This window comes from Rhizobacter sp. SG703 (assembly GCF_012275445.1).
Classification (GTDB): Bacteria; Pseudomonadota; Gammaproteobacteria; order Burkholderiales; family Burkholderiaceae_C; genus Rhizobacter.
In genome coordinates this window covers 230110-253756 of the sequence record NZ_JAAZQK010000008.1, presented here as the reverse complement: position 1 = coordinate 253756, position 23647 = coordinate 230110, and the positions used below count along the sequence as shown (strand labels likewise).

At 68.0% G+C, this 23647-nt stretch carries 24 protein-coding genes; 12 read left to right on the top strand and 12 right to left on the bottom strand.

The genetic code is table 11. The features are described from left to right. The first annotated feature begins 15 nt into the window (after positions 1-15). Together FHT26_RS18790 and FHT26_RS18785 are read left to right on the top strand one after the other, a co-directional pair. Positions 16-576: a DUF805 domain-containing protein gene (locus FHT26_RS18790; RefSeq protein WP_168561628.1), complete on the top strand. Its 561-nt coding sequence runs from the start codon at positions 16-18 to the stop codon at positions 574-576. A gap of 1 nt (position 577) precedes the next feature. After that, positions 578-1153, top strand: a complete 576-nt coding sequence (locus FHT26_RS18785; protein WP_168561627.1) for a cob(I)yrinic acid a,c-diamide adenosyltransferase — start codon at positions 578-580, stop codon at positions 1151-1153. A gap of 13 nt (positions 1154-1166) precedes the next feature. On the opposite strand, the gene FHT26_RS18780 is transcribed toward FHT26_RS18785, so the two are convergent. Beyond that, entirely contained in the window at positions 1167-1451 is a 285-nt protein-coding gene (locus FHT26_RS18780; RefSeq protein WP_168561626.1) for an EF-hand domain-containing protein, read from the bottom strand. A 109-nt stretch (positions 1452-1560) separates the two neighbouring features. Next, a complete protein-coding gene (locus FHT26_RS18775) occupies positions 1561-2679 on the bottom strand; it encodes a 3-deoxy-7-phosphoheptulonate synthase (RefSeq protein ID WP_168561625.1) in 1119 nt (372 codons plus the stop codon). Between the two features lie 324 nt (positions 2680-3003). Here FHT26_RS18775 and FHT26_RS18770 point away from each other — a divergent pair, with 324 nt between their 5' ends. After that, entirely contained in the window at positions 3004-3786 is a 783-nt protein-coding gene (locus FHT26_RS18770) for a fumarylacetoacetate hydrolase family protein (RefSeq protein WP_168561624.1), read from the top strand. 97 nt (positions 3787-3883) lie between these two features. Beyond that, positions 3884-5668: a hypothetical protein gene (locus FHT26_RS18765; protein ID WP_168561623.1), complete on the top strand. Its 1785-nt coding sequence runs from the start codon at positions 3884-3886 to the stop codon at positions 5666-5668. Between the two features lie 15 nt (positions 5669-5683). On the opposite strand, the gene tldD is transcribed toward FHT26_RS18765, so the two are convergent. After that, positions 5684-7159: a metalloprotease TldD gene (tldD, locus tag FHT26_RS18760; RefSeq protein WP_168561622.1), complete on the bottom strand. Its 1476-nt coding sequence runs from the start codon at positions 7157-7159 to the stop codon at positions 5684-5686. 210 nt (positions 7160-7369) lie between these two features. Here tldD and FHT26_RS18755 point away from each other — a divergent pair, with 210 nt between their 5' ends. Then, the gene (locus FHT26_RS18755; RefSeq protein ID WP_168561621.1) at positions 7370-8155 is read left to right on the top strand and encodes a hypothetical protein; all 786 of its coding nucleotides are present in this window, start codon (positions 7370-7372) and stop codon (positions 8153-8155) included. A gap of 57 nt (positions 8156-8212) precedes the next feature. Here the strand turns inward: FHT26_RS18755 and rsmI are convergent, their stop codons facing one another. Next, complete coding sequence (gene rsmI, locus FHT26_RS18750; RefSeq protein WP_168561620.1) at positions 8213-9133, bottom strand: 16S rRNA (cytidine(1402)-2'-O)-methyltransferase; 921 nt, start codon at positions 9131-9133, stop codon at positions 8213-8215. 1 nt (position 9134) lies between these two features. On the opposite strand from rsmI, the gene FHT26_RS18745 reads away from it, so the two are divergent. The 3 genes from FHT26_RS18745 to FHT26_RS18735 are packed head-to-tail and all read left to right on the top strand — an operon-like array spanning position 9135 to position 10824. Next, the gene (locus tag FHT26_RS18745) at positions 9135-9506 is read left to right on the top strand and encodes a YraN family protein (protein WP_168561619.1); all 372 of its coding nucleotides are present in this window, start codon (positions 9135-9137) and stop codon (positions 9504-9506) included. 59 nt (positions 9507-9565) lie between these two features. Next, the gene (locus tag FHT26_RS18740; protein ID WP_056804286.1) at positions 9566-10162 is read left to right on the top strand and encodes a phosphoheptose isomerase; all 597 of its coding nucleotides are present in this window, start codon (positions 9566-9568) and stop codon (positions 10160-10162) included. Beyond that, complete coding sequence (locus FHT26_RS18735; protein WP_168561618.1) at positions 10159-10824, top strand: BON domain-containing protein; 666 nt, start codon at positions 10159-10161, stop codon at positions 10822-10824. The genes FHT26_RS18740 and FHT26_RS18735 overlap by 4 nt, the downstream gene beginning before the upstream one ends. Before the next feature lie 18 nt (positions 10825-10842). Here FHT26_RS18735 and FHT26_RS18730 read toward each other — a convergent pair whose 3' ends face one another. The 4 genes from FHT26_RS18730 to FHT26_RS18715 are packed head-to-tail and all read right to left on the bottom strand — an operon-like array spanning position 10843 to position 14648. Beyond that, on the bottom strand, positions 10843-11736 hold the full coding sequence (locus tag FHT26_RS18730; protein ID WP_168561617.1) for an NAD(P)-dependent oxidoreductase: 894 nt from the start codon (positions 11734-11736) through the stop codon (positions 10843-10845). A 13-nt stretch (positions 11737-11749) separates the two neighbouring features. Beyond that, on the bottom strand, positions 11750-12886 hold the full coding sequence (locus tag FHT26_RS18725) for a PilT/PilU family type 4a pilus ATPase (RefSeq protein WP_056804278.1): 1137 nt from the start codon (positions 12884-12886) through the stop codon (positions 11750-11752). Between the two features lie 18 nt (positions 12887-12904). Further along, on the bottom strand, positions 12905-13558 hold the full coding sequence (locus FHT26_RS18720) for a cyclic nucleotide-binding domain-containing protein (protein WP_168561616.1): 654 nt from the start codon (positions 13556-13558) through the stop codon (positions 12905-12907). Between the two features lie 46 nt (positions 13559-13604). Beyond that, positions 13605-14648, bottom strand: coding sequence for a type IV pilus twitching motility protein PilT (locus FHT26_RS18715; RefSeq protein WP_056804275.1), 1044 nt, complete (start codon positions 14646-14648; stop codon positions 13605-13607). 102 nt (positions 14649-14750) lie between these two features. On the opposite strand from FHT26_RS18715, the gene FHT26_RS18710 reads away from it, so the two are divergent. Further along, positions 14751-15437 (top strand): YggS family pyridoxal phosphate-dependent enzyme, encoded by a 687-nt coding sequence (locus tag FHT26_RS18710; protein ID WP_168561615.1) that lies wholly within the window; start codon positions 14751-14753, stop codon positions 15435-15437. A 38-nt stretch (positions 15438-15475) separates the two neighbouring features. Here the strand turns inward: FHT26_RS18710 and FHT26_RS18705 are convergent, their stop codons facing one another. Continuing rightward, the gene (locus FHT26_RS18705; protein WP_056804268.1) at positions 15476-15958 is read right to left on the bottom strand and encodes an Lrp/AsnC ligand binding domain-containing protein; all 483 of its coding nucleotides are present in this window, start codon (positions 15956-15958) and stop codon (positions 15476-15478) included. 92 nt (positions 15959-16050) lie between these two features. Here FHT26_RS18705 and FHT26_RS18700 point away from each other — a divergent pair, with 92 nt between their 5' ends. Both FHT26_RS18700 and FHT26_RS18695 read left to right on the top strand, forming a co-directional pair. Next, on the top strand, positions 16051-19035 hold the full coding sequence (locus FHT26_RS18700; RefSeq protein WP_168561614.1) for an L-glutamate gamma-semialdehyde dehydrogenase: 2985 nt from the start codon (positions 16051-16053) through the stop codon (positions 19033-19035). A gap of 120 nt (positions 19036-19155) precedes the next feature. Then, the gene (locus tag FHT26_RS18695) at positions 19156-20703 is read left to right on the top strand and encodes a methyl-accepting chemotaxis protein (protein ID WP_168561613.1); all 1548 of its coding nucleotides are present in this window, start codon (positions 19156-19158) and stop codon (positions 20701-20703) included. A 27-nt stretch (positions 20704-20730) separates the two neighbouring features. Here the strand turns inward: FHT26_RS18695 and FHT26_RS18690 are convergent, their stop codons facing one another. The 3 genes from FHT26_RS18690 to FHT26_RS18680 all read right to left on the bottom strand — a co-directional run bounded on the left by FHT26_RS18690 (position 20731) and on the right by FHT26_RS18680 (position 22525). Further along, positions 20731-21303, bottom strand: a complete 573-nt coding sequence (locus FHT26_RS18690; protein ID WP_168561750.1) for a YceI family protein — start codon at positions 21301-21303, stop codon at positions 20731-20733. A gap of 61 nt (positions 21304-21364) precedes the next feature. Further along, positions 21365-21937, bottom strand: a complete 573-nt coding sequence (locus FHT26_RS18685; protein WP_168561612.1) for a YceI family protein — start codon at positions 21935-21937, stop codon at positions 21365-21367. Between the two features lie 48 nt (positions 21938-21985). After that, on the bottom strand, positions 21986-22525 hold the full coding sequence (locus tag FHT26_RS18680) for a cytochrome b (protein ID WP_168561611.1): 540 nt from the start codon (positions 22523-22525) through the stop codon (positions 21986-21988). Positions 22526-22820: 295 nt separating this feature from the next. On the opposite strand from FHT26_RS18680, the gene FHT26_RS18675 reads away from it, so the two are divergent. Beyond that, positions 22821-23633, top strand: coding sequence for an IclR family transcriptional regulator (locus FHT26_RS18675; RefSeq protein WP_168561610.1), 813 nt, complete (start codon positions 22821-22823; stop codon positions 23631-23633). The last annotated feature ends 14 nt before the right edge of the window (positions 23634-23647 follow it).

Sequence of the window (23647 nt, the reverse complement as noted above, 5' to 3'; positions counted from 1 at the left end):
CGAGGAGAACTTCGCATGGCCACTGCCAATCCCTCTGCCAATCCGTACCAGCCGCCGCGCGCGGCCGTTGCCGACATCGACCGCGAGTCCGGCGAAGTCCAGCCGATCAACCTGTGGTCGGTGCGCGGCCGCATCGGCCGCCTGCGCTACCTCGCGTACCTCGGCGCGAGCTACCTGCTGATGCTGCCGGTGTTCTTCGTGACCGGCCTGATCATGGCGTTCACGAACTCGCCGTTCATCGCGATGGCCATCTACGTCGTGGTCGGCATCGTCTACGTGGTCTGGGCCGTGATGATGATGATCCAGCGCACGCACGACATGGGCTGGAGCGGCTGGGCGGTGCTGCTGGCGCTGATTCCGCTCGTCGCGCTGATCTGGCTGTTCAAGGCCGGCACGCCAGGCACCAACGAGTACGGCGCGCCGCCGCCGCCGAACACGCGCTCGGTCAAGATCCTGGCCTGGGTGTTCCCGGCCTTCTTCGTGATCGGCATGCTGGCCGCGATCGCGCTGCCGGCGTACCAGAGCTACGTGATGCGGGCCAAGGCCGCGCAGGCGCAGATCCAGGTCCAGCCCTGACATGGCCAACCGGCTCACCCAGATCGCCACCCGCACCGGCGACGACGGAACCACCGGCCTTGGCGACGGCACGCGCGTGCCGAAGGACCACCTGCGGGTGCAGGCGATGGGCGATGTCGACGAGCTGAACTCGACGCTCGGCGTGCTGCTCGCCGAGCCGCTGCCCGACGACGTGCGCGAGCTGCTGGTCGTGATCCAGCACGAGCTCTTCAACCTCGGCGGCGAGTTGTCGATTCCCGGCTACGAGCTGCTGAAGGCCGACGCGGTGCTGCGGCTCGACGAGGCGCTGGCGCACCACAATGCCGCGCTGCCGCGGCTGAAGGAGTTCATCCTGCCGGCCGGCACGCGCAGTGCGGCGATCGCGCACGTGGGGCGCACCGTCGCGCGGCGGGCCGAGCGCGCGGTGGTGGCGCTGGCCGCGCACGAGACGGTGCGGGCCGAGCCGCGGCAGTACCTGAACCGGCTGAGCGACCTGCTGTTCGTGCTGGCGCGCGTGCTGAACCGCGCCAACCTCGACGGGCTGGGCGGCGACGACGTGTACTGGCGCAGCGAGCGGCTGGCGCGCGACGTGGACTGAACAGCCCTCGCTGTCAGGGCGCGGCGTTGTAGCCGACCGCGAACTCGGCCAGCGTCAACTGGCCGTCGTGGTCCACATCGAGCTTGTCGAACATCGCGGCGATGGCCGGCAGGCGCTCGGCCTCCTCGCGCGACAGCTTGCCGTCGCCGTTCACGTCGACGCGGGCGAACACCGCCTCCATCGCGGTCTTCTCCTTGGCCGACGGCTCGGCCGCCGGCGCCGGCGCGGAAGCCAGCAGCGCCGCGCCGCCCAGGGTGACGGCCAGCAGGCTGCTGCGAATGCGGTGCGGCGTGGTCATGGCGTGCCCCGGAGTGGATCGAACCGGGATTGCACCCGATCCGGCCTGCCGAGGCCAGCCTTCTTGCCTCGGCTTACCCACGCTACATCTGCGTGACTGCCTTTACAACTCAGCCGCGGCGAGCTTTGACCGCTTGGTGCAGCACGTCGAGCACCGTCAGCGAATCGTCCCAGCCGATGCAGGCGTCGGTGATGCTCTGGCCATAGGCGAGGCGCGCCGGGTCGTCCTTGCCGGCGCTGAACTTCTGCGCGCCCGCCGTCAGGTGGCTCTCGACCATCACGCCGAAGATGCGGCGGCTGCCGCCGGCGAGCTGGCCGGCGATGTCGCGGGCGACGTCGATCTGGCGCTCGTGCTGCTTGCTGCTGTTGGCATGCGAGCAGTCGACCATCAGCGACGGGTTCAGCTTCGCGGCTTCGAGGTCCTTGCAGGCCGCCTCGACGTGCACCGCGTCGTAGTTCGGCGTCTTGCCGCCGCGCAGGATCACGTGGCAGTCGGGGTTGCCGCGCGTCTCGACGATCGCGACCTGGCCGTTCTTGTGCACCGACAGGAAATGGTGCGCGCGGGCCGCGGCCTGGATCGCGTCGGTCGCGATGCGGATGTTGCCGTCGGTGCCGTTCTTGAAGCCGATCGGCGCCGACAGGCCCGACGCCAGTTCGCGGTGCACCTGGCTTTCGGTGGTGCGCGCACCGATCGCGCCCCAGGAGATCAGGTCACCGATGTACTGCGGCGAGATCACGTCGAGGAACTCGCTGCCGGCCGGCATGCCCAGCTTGTTGATCTCGGTCAGCAGCTGGCGCGCGATGCGCAGGCCTTCATCGATGCGGTAGCTCTCGTCCAGGTAGGGGTCGTTGATCAGGCCCTTCCAGCCGACGGTGGTGCGCGGCTTCTCGAAGTACACGCGCATCACGATCTCGAGCGTACCGGCGTACTTTTCGCGCTGCACGCGCAGCTTGCGGGCGTAGTCGACGGCGGCGACCGGGTCGTGGATCGAGCACGGGCCCATCACGACCAGCAGGCGGTCGTCGCGGCCGGCGACGATGTTCTTGATGCGCTGGCGGGTGTCGGCGATCAACGTTTCGGCGGCCGTGCCGCGGATCGGGAAGAAGCGAACCAGGTGTTCGGGCGGGGGCAGCGGAGTCACGTCCTGGATCCTTTCATCGTCGGTCTGGCCTGTCTTGTCGACGGGCGCATACCAACCCTCCGTGGCGCTGGCGGACTGGGCGTTCATGTGGGTGATCTCCTGCGTGAGCGATGGGAAGGGTTCGGGACGGCGGGGGCAAAAAAAAACCGCCGGGGGAGCCCGGCGGTTTGGTGAGTTCTTTGCGCTTGTCTGTTACTGCCTACGCGCTGACCTCTCCTCCGCCGAGCGGTGCGAGAACCAAAAGTAGGCAAAGAAGTAGGACGGAACGAAACGCATGGCCGCGAATGTAGCACGGGCCGATGACAGGCCGTCAAGCTCCTTTTGCGCACAGGTGTTTGCCATCGGCGGCAAATTGACAGCACTGCGCCGGCGCGGGTCAATCCCAGGTTCACCACCCACAAGGAGACACGCATGGATCGACGACACCTGATTTCCACCGGCGCGGCGATGGGGCTGGGCGCCGTGGCCGGCTGCGCCACCGAAACCCGCGCCGGCACCGCGAAGACCGCGTTCGACGTGCCGCAGCCGACGCTGCCAGTGGCCGGCAGCGCCGAGCTGTTCCCGGTGCGGCGCATCTACTGCATCGGCCGCAACTACGCGGCGCATGCGCGCGAGATGGGCTCCGACCCGAACCGCGAGCCGCCTTTCTTCTTCCAGAAACCGAGCGATGCGGTGCAGTTCGTCGCACCCGGCAGCACCGGCGAGCACCCGTACCCGCCGCTGACGAAGAACTACCACTACGAGATCGAACTGGTCGCGGCGCTGCACCGCGGCGGCCGCAACGTGGCGCCGGAGCAGGCGCTGGAGCTGGTCTACGGCTATGCGATCGGCCTCGACATGACGCGCCGCGACCTGCAGCGCGCGATGGGCGACGAGAAGAAGCCGTGGGAGATCGGCAAGAGCTTCGACCGCTCGGCGCCGATCGGACCGATCCACCGTGTCGCGCAGGTCGGGCACTTCACGCAGGGTTCGATCACGCTGAAGGTGAACGGCCAGCTGAAGCAGAACGCCGACCTGAAGCAGATGATCTGGAGCGTGGCCGAGCAGATCAGCAAGCTGTCGCAGGCCTTCGAGCTGAAGCCGGGCGACATCATCTTCAGCGGCACGCCGGAGAACGTCGGGCCAGTGGTGCCGGGGGATGTGATGCAGGGGGAGATCGCGGGGTTGCCGGTGTTGAGCGTGCGGGTGGTGTAAGCGGGGCAGCAGGGGAACCGCGCGGGCGGTGTCGTTACCAATGCGGGCAGGCGGATCGACGCCTGGCTGCAGCGACACCCCGGAAAGGAACCTGACCATGAAGAGCCAGCCCTCAAGCAAGACCAGCAGGCCTCATGCGTCACTGAAGAGTGCCCGCACCCCCGATGCGAGAAGCACGGTGCCTGATACGAAGGCCACGCCTCGGATGACGCAGCAGAGGGCGGAGAGCACATTGGTCTCGCTGGGTCTGCAATCGCCACGGCGACCGACGACCGAACCTCAATCCGACGAGCTGTTGACGCGGCAGCGCCGTGACGAGGAAGCGCTGTTGCTCGCGATCGAAGGTGCGATGACGCGCAATGAAGATGCCTCTGCCGAAGGCTTGCTGCTGCAGCTGAAGGAGTTGCAGCAGCAAGGCGCGGCGTTGCAGCAGAGCCTCGCATCGAAGCACGGCGCAAGGATCGAATCGTGGGGACGAGCGGAACAGCTGCGGGCCTATCGAAGCAAGATCGAAGAGGAGCTTGAGGCCGCACGTGTGTTGACGGAAGAACTCCAGGCCGCAAAGGAATTCGTGCAGGCGCTGGAGGCTCGCATCGAGGCCTCGGCAGCTCGGGCGGAGAGCCTTGCGAAGGAGTTGGACGCGCTTCCCAAAACCCCTGCGTTCGAAAACGTGGTGAAACGGAACGTCGTTGGAGGCGATGTTACTCAGGCGATGCGATATCAAGAATCATCGGCAGTCGGGATGAGTCTGGCGGTCGCAGTGACGCATCAACAAAACAGCTTGCAACGACTCATCGATCAGGAGAAGAAAGTGGACTCGACCAAGAAGTCTCATTTCGCCACCAGCCCTCGCAGCAACGCCCGACCCGCAAAAGAGAAGAGTCATCGCGACATCCAAAAGATCAAGGACCAACGACAGACCATTGATCTGTCGTCCGTGAAGTTCGCAAATCCTGTGGAAAGGGACGACTCCCACATCGTGCCGGTACCGCCGTTGCCTCCTGAGCAGAAGAGAGCCACGCTGCCAACGTTCGGCGAATGGGGAGGGACTCCGAGAGGGCCTTCCAGGCAGAAGGGCTGGCAAACTTCCGTTCGAAGCCCAAGGGAGTCAACCCAGCTTGCAACGCCACGGCTCGGCGTGGTTCGCAAGGAAGTCGTCAGCGCTGCCATTGCCGATCTTCGGCACTCGGTGGCGGATGCGACTGATCGGCAGATTGCAGACGCACTGGAGAAGCTGCAGCGCATCGAGGGAAGTCATCAGAATCTGGACGCAGCGATCCAGGAGTGCCTGGAAAAGGCGGCGGCAGCAAGAAGCAAGAGTCAGGGCCTCGAAAGGCAGGCGGCTGAAATGGAGGCCCAGGCGGCCACTCTTCAGAAAGTCAACGAGGGCCGCGCCCCAAAAAGCCAGGAAACAATCGCCGCGCTTCAAGCGGAACTCGCACGCCGAGCAAGCCGTCAGGTGCAGGATGCCGACGCGGAATCGATCGAATACGGGACAGTGGAAAGGGCCGAGAAACGGGCGTTCGAAGAAACGACCTTCACGCAGGCGTCATTTTCTCTGGACGACGTGCTCGCGCAACTCGGGGATCTGGCGTCCACGTCGGAACCCGAGCATGGCAGGCAGAAGCCTCACGTCGACGACAAGAAACAGATCGCAGCACGGCCGCTTGGCAGAACAGCCGGTGTGAGTGAAGCACAGTCGAGCAATGCAGCGCGTAAGCTCGATGAGCACTCTGCGAAGTACCGCCAGCTCAAACTGTATGCCGCACAGGAAAAGACCGCCGTCAGGAAATGGAGGGCTGAGGTGGCACGTCAGAAAGTCGACGGTTCACAAAAGCCCACCGGCGAAGTGTTCGGCATGAACAGCCCCTCGAACATGTAGCGCACGAGGCATGGCTCAGGCCGTCCCACCCACCGTCATCTTGTCGATGCGCAAGGTGGGCTGCCCCACCCCCACCGGCACGCTCTGCCCTTCCTTGCCGCACACCCCGACGCCGGTGTCGAGCTTCATGTCGTTGCCGATCATGCTGACGCGGGTCAGCGCGTCGGGGCCGTTGCCGATGATGGTGGCGCCCTTCACCGGGTACAGGATCTTGCCGTTCTCGACCCAGAAGGCTTCCGACGCCGAGAACACGAACTTGCCGCTGGTGATGTCGACCTGGCCGCCGCCGAAGTTGGTGGCGTACAGCCCGCGCTTCAGCCCGGCGATGATCTCTTCCTTGGTCTTGTCGCCGCCCAGCATGTAGGTGTTGGTCATGCGCGGCATCGGCACCGCGGCATAGCTCTCGCGGCGGCCGTTGCCGGTGGGCGCGACGCCCATCAGGCGAGCGTTCATCGAGTCCTGGATGTAGCCCTTCAGGATGCCGTCCTCGATCAGCACGTTGCGCTGCGTCGCGTTGCCTTCGTCGTCGACGTTCAGCGAGCCGCGGCGGTCCGGCAGCGTGCCGTCGTCGAGCACGGTCACGCCCTTGGCCGCGACCCGCTGGCCGATGCGGCCGCTGAACGCGCTGGAGCCCTTGCGGTTGAAGTCGCCTTCGAGCCCGTGGCCGATGGCCTCGTGCAGCAGCACGCCGGGCCAGCCCGGGCCGAGCACGACGCTCATCTCGCCGGCCTTGGCCGGGCGCGATTCGAGGTTGGTCAGCGCCGCCTTGACGGCATCGTTGACGTAGCTCTCGATGACGTTGTCCTGGAAGTAGCCGAGCCCGAAGCGGCCGCCACCGCCGCCGGAGCCGACCTCGCGGCGCACCTCGCCGGCGATGGTCTGCTCGGCGATCACGGTGACCGACAAGCGCACCAGCGGGCGCACGTCGGCGGCCAGCGTGCCGTCGGCGCGGGCGACCAGCACCACGTCGTACTCGGCGGCGATGCCGGCCATCACCTGCTTGATGCGCGGGTCCTTGGCGCGGGCGAGCTTCTCGACGCGCTCCAGCAGCGCGACCTTCTGCGTGCTGTCGAGCGTGGCGATCGGGTCCATCGGCGCATAGAGCACGCGGCTGCCGGCGATCTTCGGCGTGCCGGCGATCTTCACGCTGCGGCTCTGACCGGCGGCGGCGATGGTGCGCACCGTGGCGGCTGCATCGAGCAGCGCGGCCTCGGAGATGTCGTCGGAGTACGCGAAGGCGGTCTTCTCGCCGGCCACCGCGCGCACGCCGACGCCCTGGTCGATGCCGAAGCTGCCGCTCTTCACGATGCCTTCCTCGAGGCTCCAGCCTTCGCTGCGGGTGTACTGGAAGTAGAGGTCGGCGTCATCGATGCGGTGCGTCGCGATGGCCTGCAGGGCCTGGGACAGCGTGGCATCGGTCAGGCCGAAGGGTTCGAGCAGCAGCGAGCGGGCGACGGCCAGTCGTTCGAGGGTGGGTTCGCGCGAGATCATGGCGGCGGCTCCTGTGGGGTGGTGGGGCATTTTAGGAGCGGACGATGGAGGTGTTGTCGAGACGGTCTTTGGGCGGCCGACGGGGCGGCAGGGAATCAATTGTCCGGGCACAGGCGGAACCGTTCATCTTGTGCTGTTACTCAGGGAAGGTCTCAGCCACGTCGGCGCTTGACGGCCGACACCCACCCACAGAACGAGAGGAGATTCTCCTTGCGCAACCCCGACAAAACAGTGTCTCCGGGCAACAAGACTCCGCGCATCTCGCCGGAAAAGTCGAAGCACGAGGAGCGCAGACAGAGCGTGAGTGAGCGACACCGGCTGGAGCGCAAGAACTCCCAAGAAACCCTTGCGTCTTCCGCAATCGACCCCGAAGAGCGGGTCTTTCCCTCTGTGGCTTTGAGTGAAAGGCAGCAACGGAAGTGGGACAAGAAAAAGGGCGGACTAAGCCCCAGACACCTGACGCAGGATCAGATCGGATACCAGAAGCAGATCTTGGCGAATCTTGGGGTTCAACCTTTGATCCTGCCCAGCAAGCACAAGAAGACCAAGTCCTCATCGAGTATTCCGCAGTCACCCCAGCTCACTCCGACACCGCACCATGGTGCAAGGGAGACAGCCCCGACATCGATCTCGCGCCGCCTTCCTGACATGTCACGCCTGCCATCAGAGGCGCCCAGTCCAAGGTTACCTCGCTACCCGGGCTTGGCGCAGATGCAGAAGAGCGCTTCGGGTGTGCAATTGGAAAGGCTGGATCAGAAACTCGACATCCAACGGGCGAAGGTTGATGCTCTCAATTGCCTGTTCGAAGCTGAAAGGGGCGCTCTGAAAATGCTTCAGCAAAAGAGAGACAAGGTCTTAGCGGATTCGATCCTCGGCCAACATTCTGAACGCCAGCTGGGCGCTCAGGAAACCGAGGCGGAAGGCTCAAACGCGTCCTCCGACATCAGCGACATCGTCAAGTCACTGCAACGGCAGGACAGGCATCACAAGCAATAGTGACATCTGGCGAGATTGAAGAATCCGCGGACGAGCGGGACCCTCCAGGGGGAGCGTCTATGGCCCCTTGGCATCCTCACTGTCGCGCTTGAGCCGCAACGCATGCTCATAGAGCACATTGCGGGGTTGCCCCGTCAGGCTGGCTGCCAGAGACACGGCCTGCTTGAGGGGCAACTCCGCGATCAAGGTCTGCAGCGTCGTGGTGGCGCGCGACTCGTCGTCGCTGCGGCTCAACGCCTGCCCGTGCAGCACGAGCGCGAACTCGCCCCGTACACGATTCGCGTCCACGGCCAACCACGTCGGCAACTGGTCTGCCGGCATCGTCGCGACGCTCTCGAACTGTTTCGTCAGTTCGCGACACACGGTCAGCGGCCGCGCTCCGCACGCATCGGCCAGCGCGGTGGCCAACGCCTCGATGCGATGCGGTGCTTCGAACAACACCTGTGCCGTGGCACGTGCGGCCACAGCAGACAGCGCCCGCTGCCGCTCACCGCCCTTCGCTGGAAGGAACCCGATGAACTCGAAGCCCCCCGCCACCGTGTCCCCCGCCACGCTCAACGCCGCCAACGCACTGCTGACACCGGGCACCGGCACGCACCGGCACCCCGCCGCCTGCGCGGCCGCGACCAGCACCGCCCCCGGATCGCTCACCGCCGGCGTCCCCGCATCGCTCACATACGCGACCCGCTCACCCCGCCCCAACCGCGCCAGCACCGCCTGCGCCGCTTCGCGCTCGTTGTGCTCGTGCACCGCCAGCAGCGGCTTGTCGAGCCCCAGGTGGCGCATCAGCTGCGCGCTGTGCCGGGTGTCCTCGCAGGCCACTGCGTCGACCAGCGACAGCACGTGAACCGCGCGCAACGTGATGTCGGCCAGGTTGCCGATCGGCGTCGCGACGACATACAGCGCGCCGGCGGGATACTGCTGCCCGCCGGCCGCGGCCTCGGCAGCCTTCAGCAACAACGATGAATCCAGGGTCACGATGGTCCAGACGACGAAGGAGGTGGGAGACGACGGCGAGGCGCGTGCGCTCGCGCACCTGCTGCGCCACGGCCTCGTGCTGGTGCGGCGCAATTATCGGGTCGCGGCCGGCCCGCGCGCGCGGGGCGGTGAAGTCGACCTGATCCTGCGCGATCGCGACGGCACGCTGGTGTTCGTGGAGGTGCGCGCCCGCGCCCGGCTCGGCCACGGCGGCGCGGCCGCGAGCGTCGGCGCCGCCAAGCAGCGTCGTGTCATCTTCGCGGCGCATCATTTCCTGCGCGCGTACCCGACGCTGCCCCCGTGCCGCTTCGACGTCGTGGCGATCGACGGCGAGCAACTCGACTGGCTGCGTGCCGCCTTCGACGCGGATTGAGCGGGCGGTCACACCCCTCGGAACCAAGCTGGTGCACCCGTGTCATATCATCCATGCCCATGCTCGAACAACGAATCCAGCAACAGTTCTTCGACAGCGCCGACCTGAAGTACGCGGCCGCTGAAATCCTCTCCCGTCCGATCGCCGATGCCGTCAGTGCCGTCGTCGGCAGCATCACGGCCGGCGGCAAGGTGCTCGCATGCGGCAACGGCGGGTCCGCCAGCGACGCCCAGCACTTCGCCGCCGAGTTCGTCGGCCGCTTCGAGCGCGAACGCCCGGGGCTCGCGGCGATCGCGCTGACCACCGACACGTCGATCCTCACTGCGATCGGCAACGACTACGATTTCAACGCGATCTTCTCGAAGCAGGTGCAGGCGCTCGGCGCCCCCGGCGACGTGCTGATCGCGATCACCACCAGCGGCAACTCCGCCAACGTGCTGGCGGCCGTCGAAGCGGCCCACGCGAAGGAGATGACCGTGGTGGCCCTCACCGGCCGCGGCGGCGGCAAGATGGTGGCCGAACTCACCGAAACCGACGTCCACATCTGCGTGCCGCACGAACGCACCGCACGCATCCAGGAAGTCCACATCCTCGCGCTGCACTGCCTGTGCGACGCGGTCGATCTGCAATTGCTGGGCGAACAGGAAAACACATGAAGCGTCTCTCGAACCATCTTTCGTCCCTCTCGATCGTCGTGGCCGCCGTCGTGGCCGCGTCGAGCCTGTCCGGCTGCGCCGCGCTCTTCATCGGCGGCGCGATGGTCGGCGGCACGCTGGTCGCCACCGACCGCCGCACCTCCGGCGCGCAACTCGAAGACCAGTCCATCGAACTGAAGGGCGGCAAGCGCGTCGCCGAGGTCACCGATCAACAGAAGTCGCGCGTCAGCGTCACCAGCTACAACCGCATGGTGCTGCTGACCGGCGAGGTGCAAACCGACACCGAGAAAGCCGCCGCCGAGCAGGCGGTGACGCAGCTCGAGAACGTGCGCACCGTCGTCAACGAGGTCACGCTGGCCGGCAACAACACCTTCAGCCGCAGTGGCGCGAGCGACGCGCTGCTGACCAGCAAGGTCAAGGCGACGCTGATCGATGCGCGCGACGTGATGGCCAACGCCTTCAAGGTGGTGACCGAGCGCGGCACCGTCTACCTGATGGGCATCGTCACGCAACGCGAAGCCGACCGCGCGACCGACCTGGCACGCAGCATCAGCGGCGTGCAGAAGGTGGTGCGGGTGTTCGAGATCGTCAGCGAAGACGAACTCGCGCGGCTGCGCCCGGCCGAGCCGCCGAAGCCCGCCTCATCGTCCAACAAGCCCTGAGCGGGCTGGCCCGGCCGCCTACTTCAGCCGGGTGATCAGGCTCGACGTGTCCCAGCGCTGGCCGCCGCCGGCCTGCACGTCGGCATAGAACTGGTCGACCAGCGCGGTGACCGGCAGCCGCGCGCCGTTGCGCTTGGCCTCGTCGAGCACCAGGCCCAGGTCCTTGCGCATCCAGTCGACCGCGAAGCCGAAATCGAACTTGCCGTCGATCATCGTCGGCCCGCGGTTGTCCATCTGCCAGCTCTGCGCGGCCCCCTTGCCGATCACGCCGAGCACGGCCTTCATGTCGAGCCCGGCCTTCTGGCCGAAGGCGATCGCCTCGGCCAAGCCCTGCACGAGCCCGGCGATGCAGATCTGGTTCACCATCTTCGCGAGCTGGCCGGCGCCGCTCTCGCCGAGCAGCGTGACGGCCTTCGCGAAGGCCATCGCGACCGGCTGGGCCTTCGCGAACGCGGAGGCGTCGCCACCGCACATCACCGTCAGCGCGCCGTTGATCGCGCCCAGGTTGCCGCCGGACACCGGCGCATCGATGAAGCGCAGGCCGAGCGCGCGCGCCGCGGCATCGAGCTCGCGTGCCACCTCGGCCGACGCGGTGGTGTGGTCGACGAAGATCGCGCCCGGCTTCATGCCGGCGAACGCGCCGTCGGGCCCGGTGGTCACCGCGCGCAGGTCGTCATCGTTGCCGACGCAGGCGAACACCAGGTCGGCCCCGGCCACCGCGGCCTTCGGCGTGGCCGCGCTCGCGCCGCCATATTCCTTCACCCAGGCCGCCGCCTTCGCTGCAGTGCGGTTGTAGACGGTGACCTTGTGACCGGCGCGCGCCAGGTGCCCGGCCATCGGGTGGCCCATCACGCCCAGGCCCAGGAAGGCCACGGTCTGCGCGGCGATCGGCTCGTAGCTCTTGCTGCTCATCGCGGGTACGTCCTCAAACGATCGTCAGGTGTTCCGTCCCCGCCGAGAGATCGCTGCTGCGCGCCCGGTTGCTGTTCAGCTTGATCTGCAGCCGCAGGTCGTTCACCGAATCGGCATTGCGCAGCGCGTCTTCATACGTCACCAGGTGGTTCTCGTAGAGGTCGAACAGGCTCTGGTCGAAGGTCTGCATGCCCAGCTCGCGCGACTTCTTCATGATCTCCTTGATCTCGGAGACCTCGCCCTTGAAGATCAGCTCGGAGATCAGCGGCGTGTTCAGCATGATCTCGACCGCGGCGATCCGCCCGCGGCCTTCCTGGCGCGGCAGCAGCCGCTGCGACACCAGCGACTTCAGGTTCAGCGACAAGTCCATCAGCAGTTGCGCGCGGCGCTCTTCGGGGAAGAAGTTGATGATCCGGTCCAGCGCCTGGTTGGCGCTGTTGGCGTGCAGCGTGGCCATGCACAGGTGGCCGGTCTCGGCGAAGGCCACCGCGTGTTCCATGGTTTCGCGGTCGCGGATTTCGCCCATCAGGATCACGTCGGGCGCCTGGCGCAGCGTGTTCTTCAGCGCCTGGCCCCAGCCTTCGGTGTCGAGGCCGACCTCGCGCTGCGTGACGATGCAGTTCTTGTGCGGGTGCACGAACTCGACCGGGTCCTCGATCGTGATGATGTGGCCGTACGAGTTCTCGTTGCGGAAGTCGACCATCGCCGCCAGCGAGGTGCTCTTGCCCGAGCCGGTGGCACCGACGAAGATCACCAGGCCGCGCTTGGTCATCGTCACGTCTTTCAGCACCTGCGGCAGGTTCAGGCTGTCGATGGTCGGCAGCGTCTGCGGGATCGTCCGCAGCACCAGCCCGACGTGGCCCTGCTGCACGAAGGCATTCACCCGGAAGCGGCCGATGCCTTGCGGCGAGATCGCGAAATTGCACTCCTTGGTGCGCTCGAATTCGGCGGCCTGCTTGTCGTTCATCACCGAGCGCGTCAGCGCCAGCGTGTGCTGGCCGGTCAGCGGCTGCGGCGACACCTTGGTGACCTTGCCGTCGACCTTGATGGCCGGCGGGAAGTCCGCGGTGAGGAACAAGTCGGACCCGTTGCGCGACACCATCAGGCGCAGCAGGTCGTTGACGAATTTCGATGCCTGGTCTCTTTCCATGATGCTTCCTCTGGCCCGTCAGGTGCTGGACAACAAGGCACTCAGCCGGGCGCTGACCTGCCGCAAACGCAATGACAAACGCCGCGACAGCGAGGCCAGCAAGGCCAGGCCGAGTCGCGGCTCGAACATGATCATCTCATCCAATCGCTGCGCATCCACCACCGCGAGGGTACACGGCGTCAACGTGGTGCAGGCGGAGAAGCGGGCGCCCGCGTCGAGCAGCGACATCTCGCCCAGCATGTCGCCGGCCCGGGCCTCGGCCAGCCGGGCCCGTCCGCCCCACGGCTGGATGCGGTCGACCGCCAGCGTGCCGTCGAGCACGATCAGCATGTAGTCGCCCTGCTCGTCCTGGCCGATCACTTCCTGGTTGGCCGGCACCTGCACGAACTGCAGGTACTGGCTCATGCGCAGCAGCTCGTCCGCGCTGAGCGCCGCGACGTAGCGGTCGGCGCCCCACAGCTTCGCGAACAAGGGCTCGGCCTGCCGGTTGTCGATCGGCGTCGCACCGACCGCGGCCGCGCGCGCCGTCCAGGTGGCCAGCGTCGGCGTCTCGTCGGCGCGGTCGATGAACTGCGTCGAGAAGAAGCCGGATTCGCTGACGTTCGCGTCTTCCTTGGCGGCCGCGGCCGCATCGTCGCCGCCCCGCTTCAGGCGATCAAAGAGTCGTTTCACGCGGCACCTGGAAGGAGACGGACGGCAACGGCTTCGGGACGGCCGATCAGCCGGGGAAGTTCTCGGGGAACTTCGCCTTCGAGCGCGCCTCGGCCGGCGAGATGATGTTGCGGCGGACCAGGTCGGACAGGTTCTGGTCGAGCGTCTGCATGCCCACCGTGTTGCCGGTCTGGATCGACGAATACATCTGCGCGATCTTGTTCTCGCGGATCAGGTTGCGGATGGCCGCGGTGCCCAGCATGATCTCGTGCGCCGCGGCGCGGCCGCTGCCGTCCTTCAGCTTGCACAGCGTCTGCGAGATCACGCCGATCAGCGATTCGGACAGCATCGAGCGCACCATTTCCTTTTCGGCCGCGGGGAACACGTCGACCACGCGGTCGATGGTCTTGGCGGCCGAGCTGGTGTGCAGCGTGCCGAACACCAGGTGGCCGGTTTCAGCGGCGGTCAGCGCCAGGCGGATGGTTTCGAGGTCGCGCATTTCGCCGACCAGGATGCAGTCCGGGTCTTCGCGCAGCGCCGAACGCAGCGCGTTCGCGAAGCTCAGCGTGTGCGGGCCGACCTCGCGCTGGTTGACCAGGCACTTCTTCGATTCGTGCACGAACTCGATCGGGTCTTCGACCGTCAGCACGTGGCCGTATTCGTTTTCGTTCAGGTGGTTGACCATCGCGGCCAGCGTGGTCGACTTGCCCGAGCCCGTCGGGCCGGTGACCAGCACCAGGCCGCGCGGCTTCAGCGCGAGCTCGGCGAACACCTTCGGCGTGTTCAGCTGCTCGAGCGTCAGGATCTTCGACGGAATGGTCCGGAACACGGCGCCGGCGCCGCGGTTCTGGTTGAAGGCGTTGACCCGGAAACGGGCCAGGCCCTGGATCTCGAACGAGAAGTCGCACTCGAGCGTCTCTTCGTAGTTCTTGCGCTGCGAGTCGTTCATGATGTCGTAGACCATCTCGTGCACCTGCTTGTGCTCGAGCGGATCGACATTGATGCGACGCACATCGCCATGCACGCGGATCATCGGCGGCAGCCCTGCCGACAAGTGAAGGTCGGAGGCCTTGTTCTTGACCGAGAACGCGAGCAGTTGGGTGATGTCCATGGGGTGCTTGTAAGGAGTTGTGAGCGGCCACCTCGTCGGCGGGGCTCGCGGCGCCGCCTGTTCCCGGGTGTCCCTGGTGGCTTGGGATAGGCTCGGGGAATTATGGCGACGATTGCTTCGAACATACAACAAGTGCACCAGCGCATCTCTCGGGCATGTGCGCTCTCGCAACGCCCCGTGCGAAGCGTCACGCTGCTGAGTGTTACCAAAACCTTCGGGCCGCCGGCCGTGCGCGAGGCCTTCGCCGCCGGCGAACGCCGCTTCGGCGAGAACTACGTGCAGGAGGGCGTCGACAAGATCGCCGCGCTGGCCGAGCTGCGCAGCCAGATCGAATGGCACCTGATCGGCCCGTTGCAGAGCAACAAGACGCGCATCGTCGCCGAGCAGTTCGACTGGGTGCACACGGTCGACAGGCTGAAGATCGCGCAGCGTCTCAGCGAGCAGCGGCCGGCGCAGCTGGCGCCGCTGCAGCTGTGCCTGCAGGTCAACATCAGCGGCGAGGCGAGCAAGAGCGGCCTCGCGCCGGACGAGGTGGCCGCCGTGGCACGCGAGGTGGCCGGCCTGCCGCGGGTGCGCCTGCGCGGGCTGATGGCGATCCCGGAGCCGGCCGCCGAACCGGAGGCACAGCGGATTCCGCACCGCGCGTTGCGCCAGTTGATGGAGCGGTTGAACGCCGGCGGGCTGGCGCTCGACACCTTGTCGATGGGAATGTCGGCCGACCTGGATGCCGCAATCGCCGAAGGCGCGACGATGGTGCGCGTAGGAAGCGCGATCTTCGGTACCCGTTGAGAAGCGAAACGCAGGAGCGCAGCGACGACTGGGGGGCCCTATATCGGCAACGCGGTGGTGTTCTTGACTTCCTCCATCACCGCGTAGGTGTGCGTCTCGCGCACCCCCGGCAGGCTCCAGATCACCGAGCCGATCAGCTCGCGGTACGAGCCCATGTCGGCCACGCGGGTCTTGATCAGGTAGTCGAAGCCGCCCGCCACCAGGTGGCATTCGAGGATCTCCGGGCGCACCTGCACCGCCGCCTTGAAGGCCTTCATCACGTCCGGCGTCGTGCGGTCGAGCACCACCTCGATGAAGACCATCATTCCCGCGCCGAGCTTGTCGGGGTTCAATCGGGCTTCGTAGCCGAGGATGAAGCCGTCGCGCGTCAGCCGCTTCACCCGCTCCAGCACCGCCGTCGGCGACAAGTGCACCGTCTCGGCCAGCTTCAGGTTCGAGATGCGCCCGTCCTGCTGCAGCGCGCCCAGGATGCGGGCGTCGATCTTGTCGAGCGTGGCAGGGAGGCTGTGATTGGTTTTCATGGTGAATGAATTCGGAGACTGGCTTTTTGTCGGTGATTAATTCATGTGATCAGCAGATACGCTAGTAGAACTAACACCAATGGTGACCTTTGATGATTTTTTTGCCGCCGGCTCGCGCCCGCCTGCCCTACCCGTACCGCCCTGAACTGGAGCTGTTAGCAAGCCTGACGCCACCCCTGGCCGGGGCGCTCGACTGGGCGGCCGTGCAGGCCGCGGCGCGGCCCTGGGTGCAGGCAGTGCGCGACAAGCCGGCGCCGTTCTGGGCGATGGAATCGCTGCTGCGGGAGTACCCGATCTCCAGCGCCGAGGGCCTCGCGCTGATGCGGCTGGCCGAGGCCCTGCTGCGCGTGCCCGATGCCGAGACCGCGATCGCGCTGACGGCCGACCAGCTCGGCAAGGCCGAGTTCGATGCGTCGTCGGGCGGGCCGCACCAGATGCTGGCCAGCCTGTCGGCCAGCGCGATCTCGCTGTCGAAGAAATTCCTGCCGGAGGCCGATGCCGACGCCGGGCTGTTCAAGCGCCTGGGCGCGCAGACGGTGGTGGCCGCGACGGTGCGCGCGATCCAGCTGCTCGGCCGGCAATTCGTGCTCGGCCGCCACATCGCCGAGGCGATGGGCGAGGCGGCTGCGGCCCGCAAGCAACAGGCCGGGCTGCGCTTCAGCTACGACATGCTCGGCGAAGGCGCGCGCACCGAGGCCGATGCGCGGCGCTACCTGGCGTCGTATGCGAACGCGATCGAGGCGATCGCCGGCGGCCGCGTCGCCGCAGCCCCCGAATCGGCCGACGGCATCTCGATCAAGCTCAGCGCGCTGTTCTCGCGTTACGAAGACACGCAGCGCGAGCGCGTCGGTGCCGAACTGCTGCCGCGCGTCTGGCAGCTGATCGAGCCGGCCGCGCGCGCCAACCTCAACCTGACGATCGACGCCGAGGAAAGCGACCGGCTCGAGCTGTCGCTCGACGTGCTGGACGCGCTGGCACAACGCATCGCGCAGGCGTTTCCGCAATGGCGCGGCTTCGGGCTCGCGGTGCAGGCCTACCAGACGCGCGCGCCGCAGGTGGTCGACGAGGTCGCCGCCATCGCCCGCCGCCACGGGCTGAAGTTCATGGTGCGGCTGGTCAAGGGCGCCTACTGGGACGGCGAGATCAAGCGCGCCCAGGAACAGGGGCTGGCCGGCTACCCGGTCTTCACGCACAAGCACCACACCGACATCTCGTACCTGGCCTGCGCGCGGGCGCTGATCGGCCATGCCGACGCGATCTACCCGCAGTTCGCGACGCACAACGCCGGCACCATCGCGGCGATCGTGCAGATGGCGCGGGCCGCCGGTGCGCCGTTCGAGATGCAGCGGCTGCACGGCATGGGCGAGGGGGTGTACCGCGAGGTGATGCGCGACGCGCGCATCCCGGTGCGCGTCTATGCGCCGGTCGGCGAGCACCGCGACCTGCTGGCCTACCTGGTGCGCCGGCTGCTGGAGAACGGCGCCAATTCGTCGTTCGTGCACCAGCTGTCGGACAATGACGTGCCGGTCGAGCTGCTGCTCGCGTCGCCGCTGACGCCGGCCGCGGCGCCGGGCCAGCCGCTGCCGCGGGCGCTGTACGGCCCCGGGGCGCGCGTCAACTCGCGCGGCATCGACCTGGCCTGCCTCGAAGAACGCAGGCCGCTGGATGCGGCACTCGCGGCAACGGTTGTCGAGCCGGTGCGCGAATCGACGGTGGCCGACGTCGGCGACGCGATGGCGCGCCTGCAGTCCGGCTTCGCGCGCTGGAACGAGACGCCGCTGGCCGAGCGCGCCGCGGTGCTGCGTCGCGCCGGCGATGCGCTCGAAGCCCGCCTGCCCGAGTTCTGCGGCCTGCTGGTGAAAGAGGCGCACAAGACGCTGGGCGACTGCGTGGCCGAGGTGCGCGAGGCGGTCGACTTCTGCCGCTACTACGCCGACCAGGCCGAGGCCCGCCTCGCCCCGCAGCCGCTGCCCGGCCCGACCGGCGAGAGCAACGCGCTGCAGCTGCATGGCCGCGGCGTGTTCGCCTGCATCAGCCCGTGGAATTTCCCGCTCGCGATCTTCGCCGGCCAGGTGGTGGCCGCGCTGGTGACCGGCAACGCGGTGGCGGCCAAGCCGGCCGAGCAGACGCCGGCCGTCGCGCAGCGCATGGTCGCGCTGCTGCACGAGGCCGGCGTGCCACGCGACGCGCTCGCGATGCTGCACGGCCCCGGCGAGACGGTGGGCGCCGCGCTGGTCGCCGATGCGCGCACCGCCGGCGTGTGCTTCACCGGCTCGACCGCGGTGGCCAGGCTGATCAACCGCGCGCTCGCCGCGAAGGACGGCCCCATCGTGCCGCTGATCGCCGAGACCGGCGGCATCAATGCGATGGTGGTCGACAGCACCGCGCTGCCGGAGCAGGTGGTCGATGCCGTCGTTCAGAGCGCGTTCCGCTCGGCCGGCCAGCGCTGCTCGGCGCTGCGGCTGCTGTGCGTGCACGAAGGCGTGGCCGACGGCGTGATCGAGATGGTGCGCGGCGCGCTGGCCGAGCTGCGGGTCGACGACCCGGCGCTGCTCGCGACCGACGTCGGCCCGGTGATCGACGACGAGGCCTTCGCCGGCATCCGCGGCCATGTCGAGCGGTTGCGCGGCAGCGCGACGCTGATCGGCGAGGCCGCGGTCACCTCGACCTTCCCGCGGCTGGTCGCGCCGGTCGCGTTCGAGCTGCCGCACATCGCCGATCTGCGCCAGGAGATCTTCGGCCCGGTGCTGCACGTGGTGCGCTGGCGCGGCGACGTGGCCGACGTGATGGCGCAGGTCAACGCGCTCGGCTACGGGCTGACGCTGGGCATCCAGACGCGAATCGACAGCCGCGCGCTGCGCCTGGCGCAGGCGGCGCGCATCGGCAACGTCTATGTCAACCGCAACATGATCGGTGCGGTGGTCGGCGTGCAGCCCTTCGGCGGCGAGGGGCTGAGCGGCACCGGCCCGAAGGCCGGCGGCCCGCACTACCTGTACCGCTTCTGCGCCGAGCAGACGCTGACGATCAACACCGCCGCCGCGGGCGGCAATGCGGCGCTGCTGGCCGGGGGGGCCTGACGAGGGCGTCGCGGCGCACGAACTGAACAAATGGCCCGGTCAAGGCGACCGGACGCACGTCGAAATGCCGACATGGCATCCGCATCGGGCGGCTGCGCAAGGTGTTGCCGAGGTGTCGCGATGAAGTCGATCAAGTCCGTGCTGCTGCTGTTCCTGGCCGTGTTCGTGGTCGCGTTGATGGTGCTGCATGGCAGCGCCCGCTGGAGCAGCCAGCGGATGCAGGCGCAGGCGCGCCAGGTGTTCGTCGCGAAGGACGTGACCGCCGACGTGCTGCCGCCGCCGCTGTACCTGATCGAAGCGCGGCTGGTGCTGTCGCAGGCGCTCGAAGGCACGCTGGCGCCGGCCGCGGCGATCCAGGGGTTCGATGCGCTGGCCGAGGCCTACCGGGCGCGCGCGGAGTATTGGCGCACCCACCCGCCGTACGGCCTCGAGCGCGAGTTGCTCGGCGAGCAGCACGAGGCGGCACGGCGCTTCTTCGAGGCCGCCCGGGCCCAGGTGCTGCAACCGCTGCACGACGGGCGCGCCGAGGCGGCGCGCGCGGCGCTGCCGGCGGTACAGGCGCACTACGAAGCGCACCGGCGCGGCGTCGACCGCACCGTCGAGCGGTCGAACGCCTTCGCCGACGAGAAGATTTCCGGCTTCGACGACATCGTCGCGCTGAACGACCGCAACGCGCTCGCGGTGCTGGCCGGCGCGGTGCTCGCCAGCGTGCTGCTGTTCGCGCTGGTCTGGTGGCGGCTGCAGCGCGACGTGGCTCGGCCGCTGCAGCAGGCGAGCGGCGTGGCGGCGCGCATCGCCACCGGCGACCTGTGCAGCGACATCCAGGTCAGCGGGCGCGACGAAGCGGCCCAGGTGCTGCGGGCGCTGGTCGACATGCAGGCCGGCTTGCGGCGCGTGGTCGGCGAGGTGCGCGACGGCGCCGACGGCATCGCCACCGCGAGTGCGCAGATCGCGCAGGGCAACATGGATCTGTCGGACCGCACCGAGCAGCAGGCCGCCAGCCTGCAGCAGACCGCGGCGGCGCTGCACCAGATCGACAACAGCGTGCGCGGCAACGCCGAGCATGCGCGGCTGGCCGACAGCGCGGCTGCCGAGGCCTCGCAGGTGGCCGACCACGGCGGCGCGGTGGTCACCCGCGTCGTCGCGACGATGAACGAGATCGGCGAAGCCGCCACGCGCATCGGCACGATCGTCGGCGTGATCGACGGCATCGCGCTGCAGACCAACATCCTGGCGCTGAACGCGGCGGTCGAGGCGGCCCGCTCGGGCGAGCACGGCCGTGGCTTCTCGGTGGTGGCGGGCGAGGTGCGCTCGCTGTCGCAGCGCTGCGCCGAAGCGGCGCGGCAGATCCGCGGCCTGGTCGCCGAGAGCACGCAGCGGATCGAGGAAGGGCACCGGCTGGCCGGCGAGGCCGGCTCGACGATGCAGCGCGTCGTCAGCCAGTTCGCGCAGGTGTCGTCGCTGATCAGCCAGATCAGCGGGGCCTCGCGCCAGCAGACGGAGGGCGTCGGCCAGGTCAACGACGCGGTGCAGCAGCTCGACGGCGTGACGCAGCAGAATGCCGCGCTGGTCGAGGAATCGGCCGCCGCCGCGGGCAGCCTCAGCACGCAGGCGCAGCGGCTGGCCGGCGCGGTGTCGGTGTTCCGGCTCGCCGGCGGCGCGGCCTGAGCGGGCCGCGCCGTTCGCCCGTCAGTCTTATTGCTTGACGGCTTCGATCTGGATCAGCAGGCGGATGTTGTCCGGCAGGCCGTACTGCAGGCCGTAGCTGACGTTCCACTGGCTGCGCTGGATCGTCGTCTCGAAGTCGCCGCCGCACACTTCGCGCTTCAGCATCGGGTTCTCGTAGCAGTTGAAGTTCGCGGCGGTCAGCGTGACCGGCTGGGTCTTGCCGTTCATCGTCAGCGTGCCGGCGACGGTGGTCACCTTGCCGGCGCCGTCGAAGCTGAACTTGTCGCCGACGAACTTCGCGGTCGGGGCTTCGGCGACGTTGAAGAAGTCCTTGCTCTTCAGGTGCGTGTCGAGCGCCGGCACGCCGGTGCTGACCGAGGTCATGTCGAAGCTCACTTCGGCGCGGCCGGTCTTGGCGGCCTTGTCGAAGGCGACGGTGCCTTCCTTCTTGTCGAAGCGGCCGCGCAGCGTGCTGGTGTTGAAGTGCTTCGCCTCGAAGGTCACGAAGGTGTGGGTCGGGTCGATCGCGTAGGTGGCGGCTTCGGCCTGGGCGAGGCCGGCAGCAGCGAGGGCGGCGGCGGCAACGAGGGTCTTCATCATCATGGGAACGGTCCTGGTGAGGTGGGTGGGGTACAGCAAGGGAATCCGGAGGTCCGGAGGATCAGAGTGCGCCGACACCGGTCAGCGCGAGCTTGAACTTGACGGTGACGTCGTTGGCCACCATCGAGGTGTCTTTCCAGTCGCCGTCGCCGATCTTGAAATCGAGGCGCTTGATCACGAAGCTGCCGGTCGCGGTCGTGTTGGCGCCGGCCTGCGCCAGCACCACCGGCACGACCACGTCGTGGCTCGCCCCCTTGATCGCCAGCTTGCCGGCCACGTCGAACTTGCCCGGGCCGGTGGCCTTCACGCTGGTCGACTGGAAGGTGGCCTGCGGGAACGACTTGGTGTTGAACCAGTCCGGCTTCGCGACTTCGGCCTCGGTCTCGGCGGTGCCGAGCGAGACGCTGGCCAGGTCGATCGTGAAGCCGATCTTCGCGGCCTCGGGCTTCTTCGGGTCGAACGCGACCTGCGCGTCGAACTTGCGGAACTTGCCGTCGACCGGCACGCCCATCTGCTTGCTGGTGAAGGCGATCTCGCTTTGCGCCGGCACCACCTTCTGCTGCGCCTGGGCGCAGGCAGGGAAGGCGAACGCGGCAGCGAGCGCGAAGCTGGCAACGGTGAGGTAGGTTTTCATTCGAAGGTCTCCCGGAAAAAAAAACAGACACCGAGGTCGGTGCGAGGGTCAGCGCGAGGACGGCCACATGCGGGCCAGCAGCCCGTCGCGGTCGATGAACTGGTGCTTCAGTGCGGCCGCGACATGCAGCGTCACGAGGACGGCCAAGCCGTAGGCGAGCAGCGCATGGGCCTGCTTGGCGGTCTCGGCCAGCGCCTTGTCGGCCGGCACGAAGTCCGGCAGCGGCAGCAGCCCGAACACGACGATCGGGAAGCCGGCCGCCGAGCTGTAAGCCCAGCCGACCAGCGGCACCGCGAAGAACAGCGCGTACAGCAGGCCGTGCGTCCAGTGCGACGCGCGCTGCTGCCAGGCCGGTGACGGCAGGTCGGCCGGCGGGCGGTGCGTCAGGCGCCACAACAGGCGCAGCGCCGACAGCGCGAGGATCGTCACGCCGGCCCACTTGTGCCAGTTGAAGAGCTTCAGGCGCTGCGGCGAGAACGGCAGGTCGCTCATGTACAGCCCGACGCAGAACGTGCCGACGATGGCCAGGCCCAGCAGCCAGTGGAAGCTGATGGCAACGGCGTCGTAGCGTGAAGGCGGAGCGCGCATGAAAGACCTTGAAACAGTTTGAAGCACTTGGGCCGCTCGAATCGGCCCGTGGGGAGGCACTTTAAGAGCGGGGCGAGGTGACGAAGTTCACCACGCTTGTCGCAACCATTCAAAAAAATGAAGCGAGATGCCCCGCGCAAACCCTGTGCGGACTTTCCCGCGAACCGGCCGCGCCGGCATTCCGGCCTGCAAAGACCCCTCTTAGACTGCGCCGGCTGTTCGATGGGCCGATCCAGGTTCAACCTGCTGAACAGCTCCGCCTCTCCCTCCACCGCGCCGCGTCGCTGTTCAACGCATGCTGCAAGAAGCCCACCGCCCCCGCTCTTCCGCGACCAAGCCGGCCCTGGTGCCGGCCGTCACGCGGGCGGCCGCGTTGCTGGACCTGCTGGCGCAGCAGCGCGAGGCGATGAGCCTGGCGCGGCTGTCGGCCAGCCTCGGCCTGCCGAAGAGCAGCGTGCACGGGCTGTGCAACACGCTCAGCGCGCTCGGCTACCTGCGCCGCGAGGACGACGGCTGCTTCTTCATCGGCCCGCGCGTGATGGGCCTGGCGCATGCGTTCGTCGCCCACACCAGCCCGGCCCAGGAGTTCACCGCGCTGTGGGCCGAGGCCGGCGCGGCGCCGCCCGAGACGGTGATCCTGTCGGTGCTGGACGGCGCCGACGTGGTCTACGTCGCCGCGCGCAACGGCGTGCGGCCGCTCGGGCTGGCGTTCACCGTCGGCATGCGGCTGCCGGCGCACCGCGCGGCCACCGGCAAGGCGATGCTGGCCTGGCTGGACGAAGCCCGGCTGCGCAGCCACTTTCCGCAGGCCCGGCTGCCGGCCTTCATGAACCGTGCGCCGATCCAGCGCAGCGAGCTGGTCGGCGAGCTGGCCGAGATCCGCCGGCGCGGCTACAGCATCGACGACGAAAGCGTGCGCGAGGGCGTGTACTGCTTCGGCGCGCCGGTGTTCGATGCGTCCGGCCAGGCGGTGGCCGGCGTCGGCGTGTGCCTGCAGAAGGCGATGCTCGACCCGCAGGTCGCCGCGCAGCAGAGCGAGACCGTGATGCGCGTCGCGCGCGAGCTGACGCAGCGGCTCGGCGGCAGCACCGCCATGCCGGCGGCCTGAGCGGCACCGAACAG

Coding starts and splice junctions, on each gene's coding strand:
- FHT26_RS18790 (WP_168561628.1), top strand. CDS start 16: ATGGCCACTGCCAATCCCTCTGCCAATCCGTACCAGCCGCCGCGCGCG.
- FHT26_RS18785 (WP_168561627.1), top strand. CDS start 578: ATGGCCAACCGGCTCACCCAGATCGCCACCCGCACCGGCGACGACGGA.
- FHT26_RS18780 (WP_168561626.1), bottom strand. CDS start 1,451: ATGACCACGCCGCACCGCATTCGCAGCAGCCTGCTGGCCGTCACCCTG.
- FHT26_RS18775 (WP_168561625.1), bottom strand. CDS start 2,679: ATGAACGCCCAGTCCGCCAGCGCCACGGAGGGTTGGTATGCGCCCGTC.
- FHT26_RS18770 (WP_168561624.1), top strand. CDS start 3,004: ATGGATCGACGACACCTGATTTCCACCGGCGCGGCGATGGGGCTGGGC.
- FHT26_RS18765 (WP_168561623.1), top strand. CDS start 3,884: ATGAAGAGCCAGCCCTCAAGCAAGACCAGCAGGCCTCATGCGTCACTG.
- tldD (WP_168561622.1), bottom strand. CDS start 7,159: ATGATCTCGCGCGAACCCACCCTCGAACGACTGGCCGTCGCCCGCTCG.
- FHT26_RS18745 (WP_168561619.1), top strand. CDS start 9,135: ATGGTCCAGACGACGAAGGAGGTGGGAGACGACGGCGAGGCGCGTGCG.
- FHT26_RS18740 (WP_056804286.1), top strand. CDS start 9,566: ATGCTCGAACAACGAATCCAGCAACAGTTCTTCGACAGCGCCGACCTG.
- FHT26_RS18735 (WP_168561618.1), top strand. CDS start 10,159: ATGAAGCGTCTCTCGAACCATCTTTCGTCCCTCTCGATCGTCGTGGCC.
- FHT26_RS18730 (WP_168561617.1), bottom strand. CDS start 11,736: ATGAGCAGCAAGAGCTACGAGCCGATCGCCGCGCAGACCGTGGCCTTC.
- FHT26_RS18725 (WP_056804278.1), bottom strand. CDS start 12,886: ATGGAAAGAGACCAGGCATCGAAATTCGTCAACGACCTGCTGCGCCTG.
- FHT26_RS18715 (WP_056804275.1), bottom strand. CDS start 14,648: ATGGACATCACCCAACTGCTCGCGTTCTCGGTCAAGAACAAGGCCTCC.
- FHT26_RS18710 (WP_168561615.1), top strand. CDS start 14,751: ATGGCGACGATTGCTTCGAACATACAACAAGTGCACCAGCGCATCTCT.
- FHT26_RS18705 (WP_056804268.1), bottom strand. CDS start 15,958: ATGAAAACCAATCACAGCCTCCCTGCCACGCTCGACAAGATCGACGCC.
- FHT26_RS18700 (WP_168561614.1), top strand. CDS start 16,051: ATGATTTTTTTGCCGCCGGCTCGCGCCCGCCTGCCCTACCCGTACCGC.
- FHT26_RS18695 (WP_168561613.1), top strand. CDS start 19,156: ATGAAGTCGATCAAGTCCGTGCTGCTGCTGTTCCTGGCCGTGTTCGTG.
- FHT26_RS18690 (WP_168561750.1), bottom strand. CDS start 21,303: ATGATGAAGACCCTCGTTGCCGCCGCCGCCCTCGCTGCTGCCGGCCTC.
- FHT26_RS18685 (WP_168561612.1), bottom strand. CDS start 21,937: ATGAAAACCTACCTCACCGTTGCCAGCTTCGCGCTCGCTGCCGCGTTC.
- FHT26_RS18680 (WP_168561611.1), bottom strand. CDS start 22,525: ATGCGCGCTCCGCCTTCACGCTACGACGCCGTTGCCATCAGCTTCCAC.
- FHT26_RS18675 (WP_168561610.1), top strand. CDS start 22,821: ATGCTGCAAGAAGCCCACCGCCCCCGCTCTTCCGCGACCAAGCCGGCC.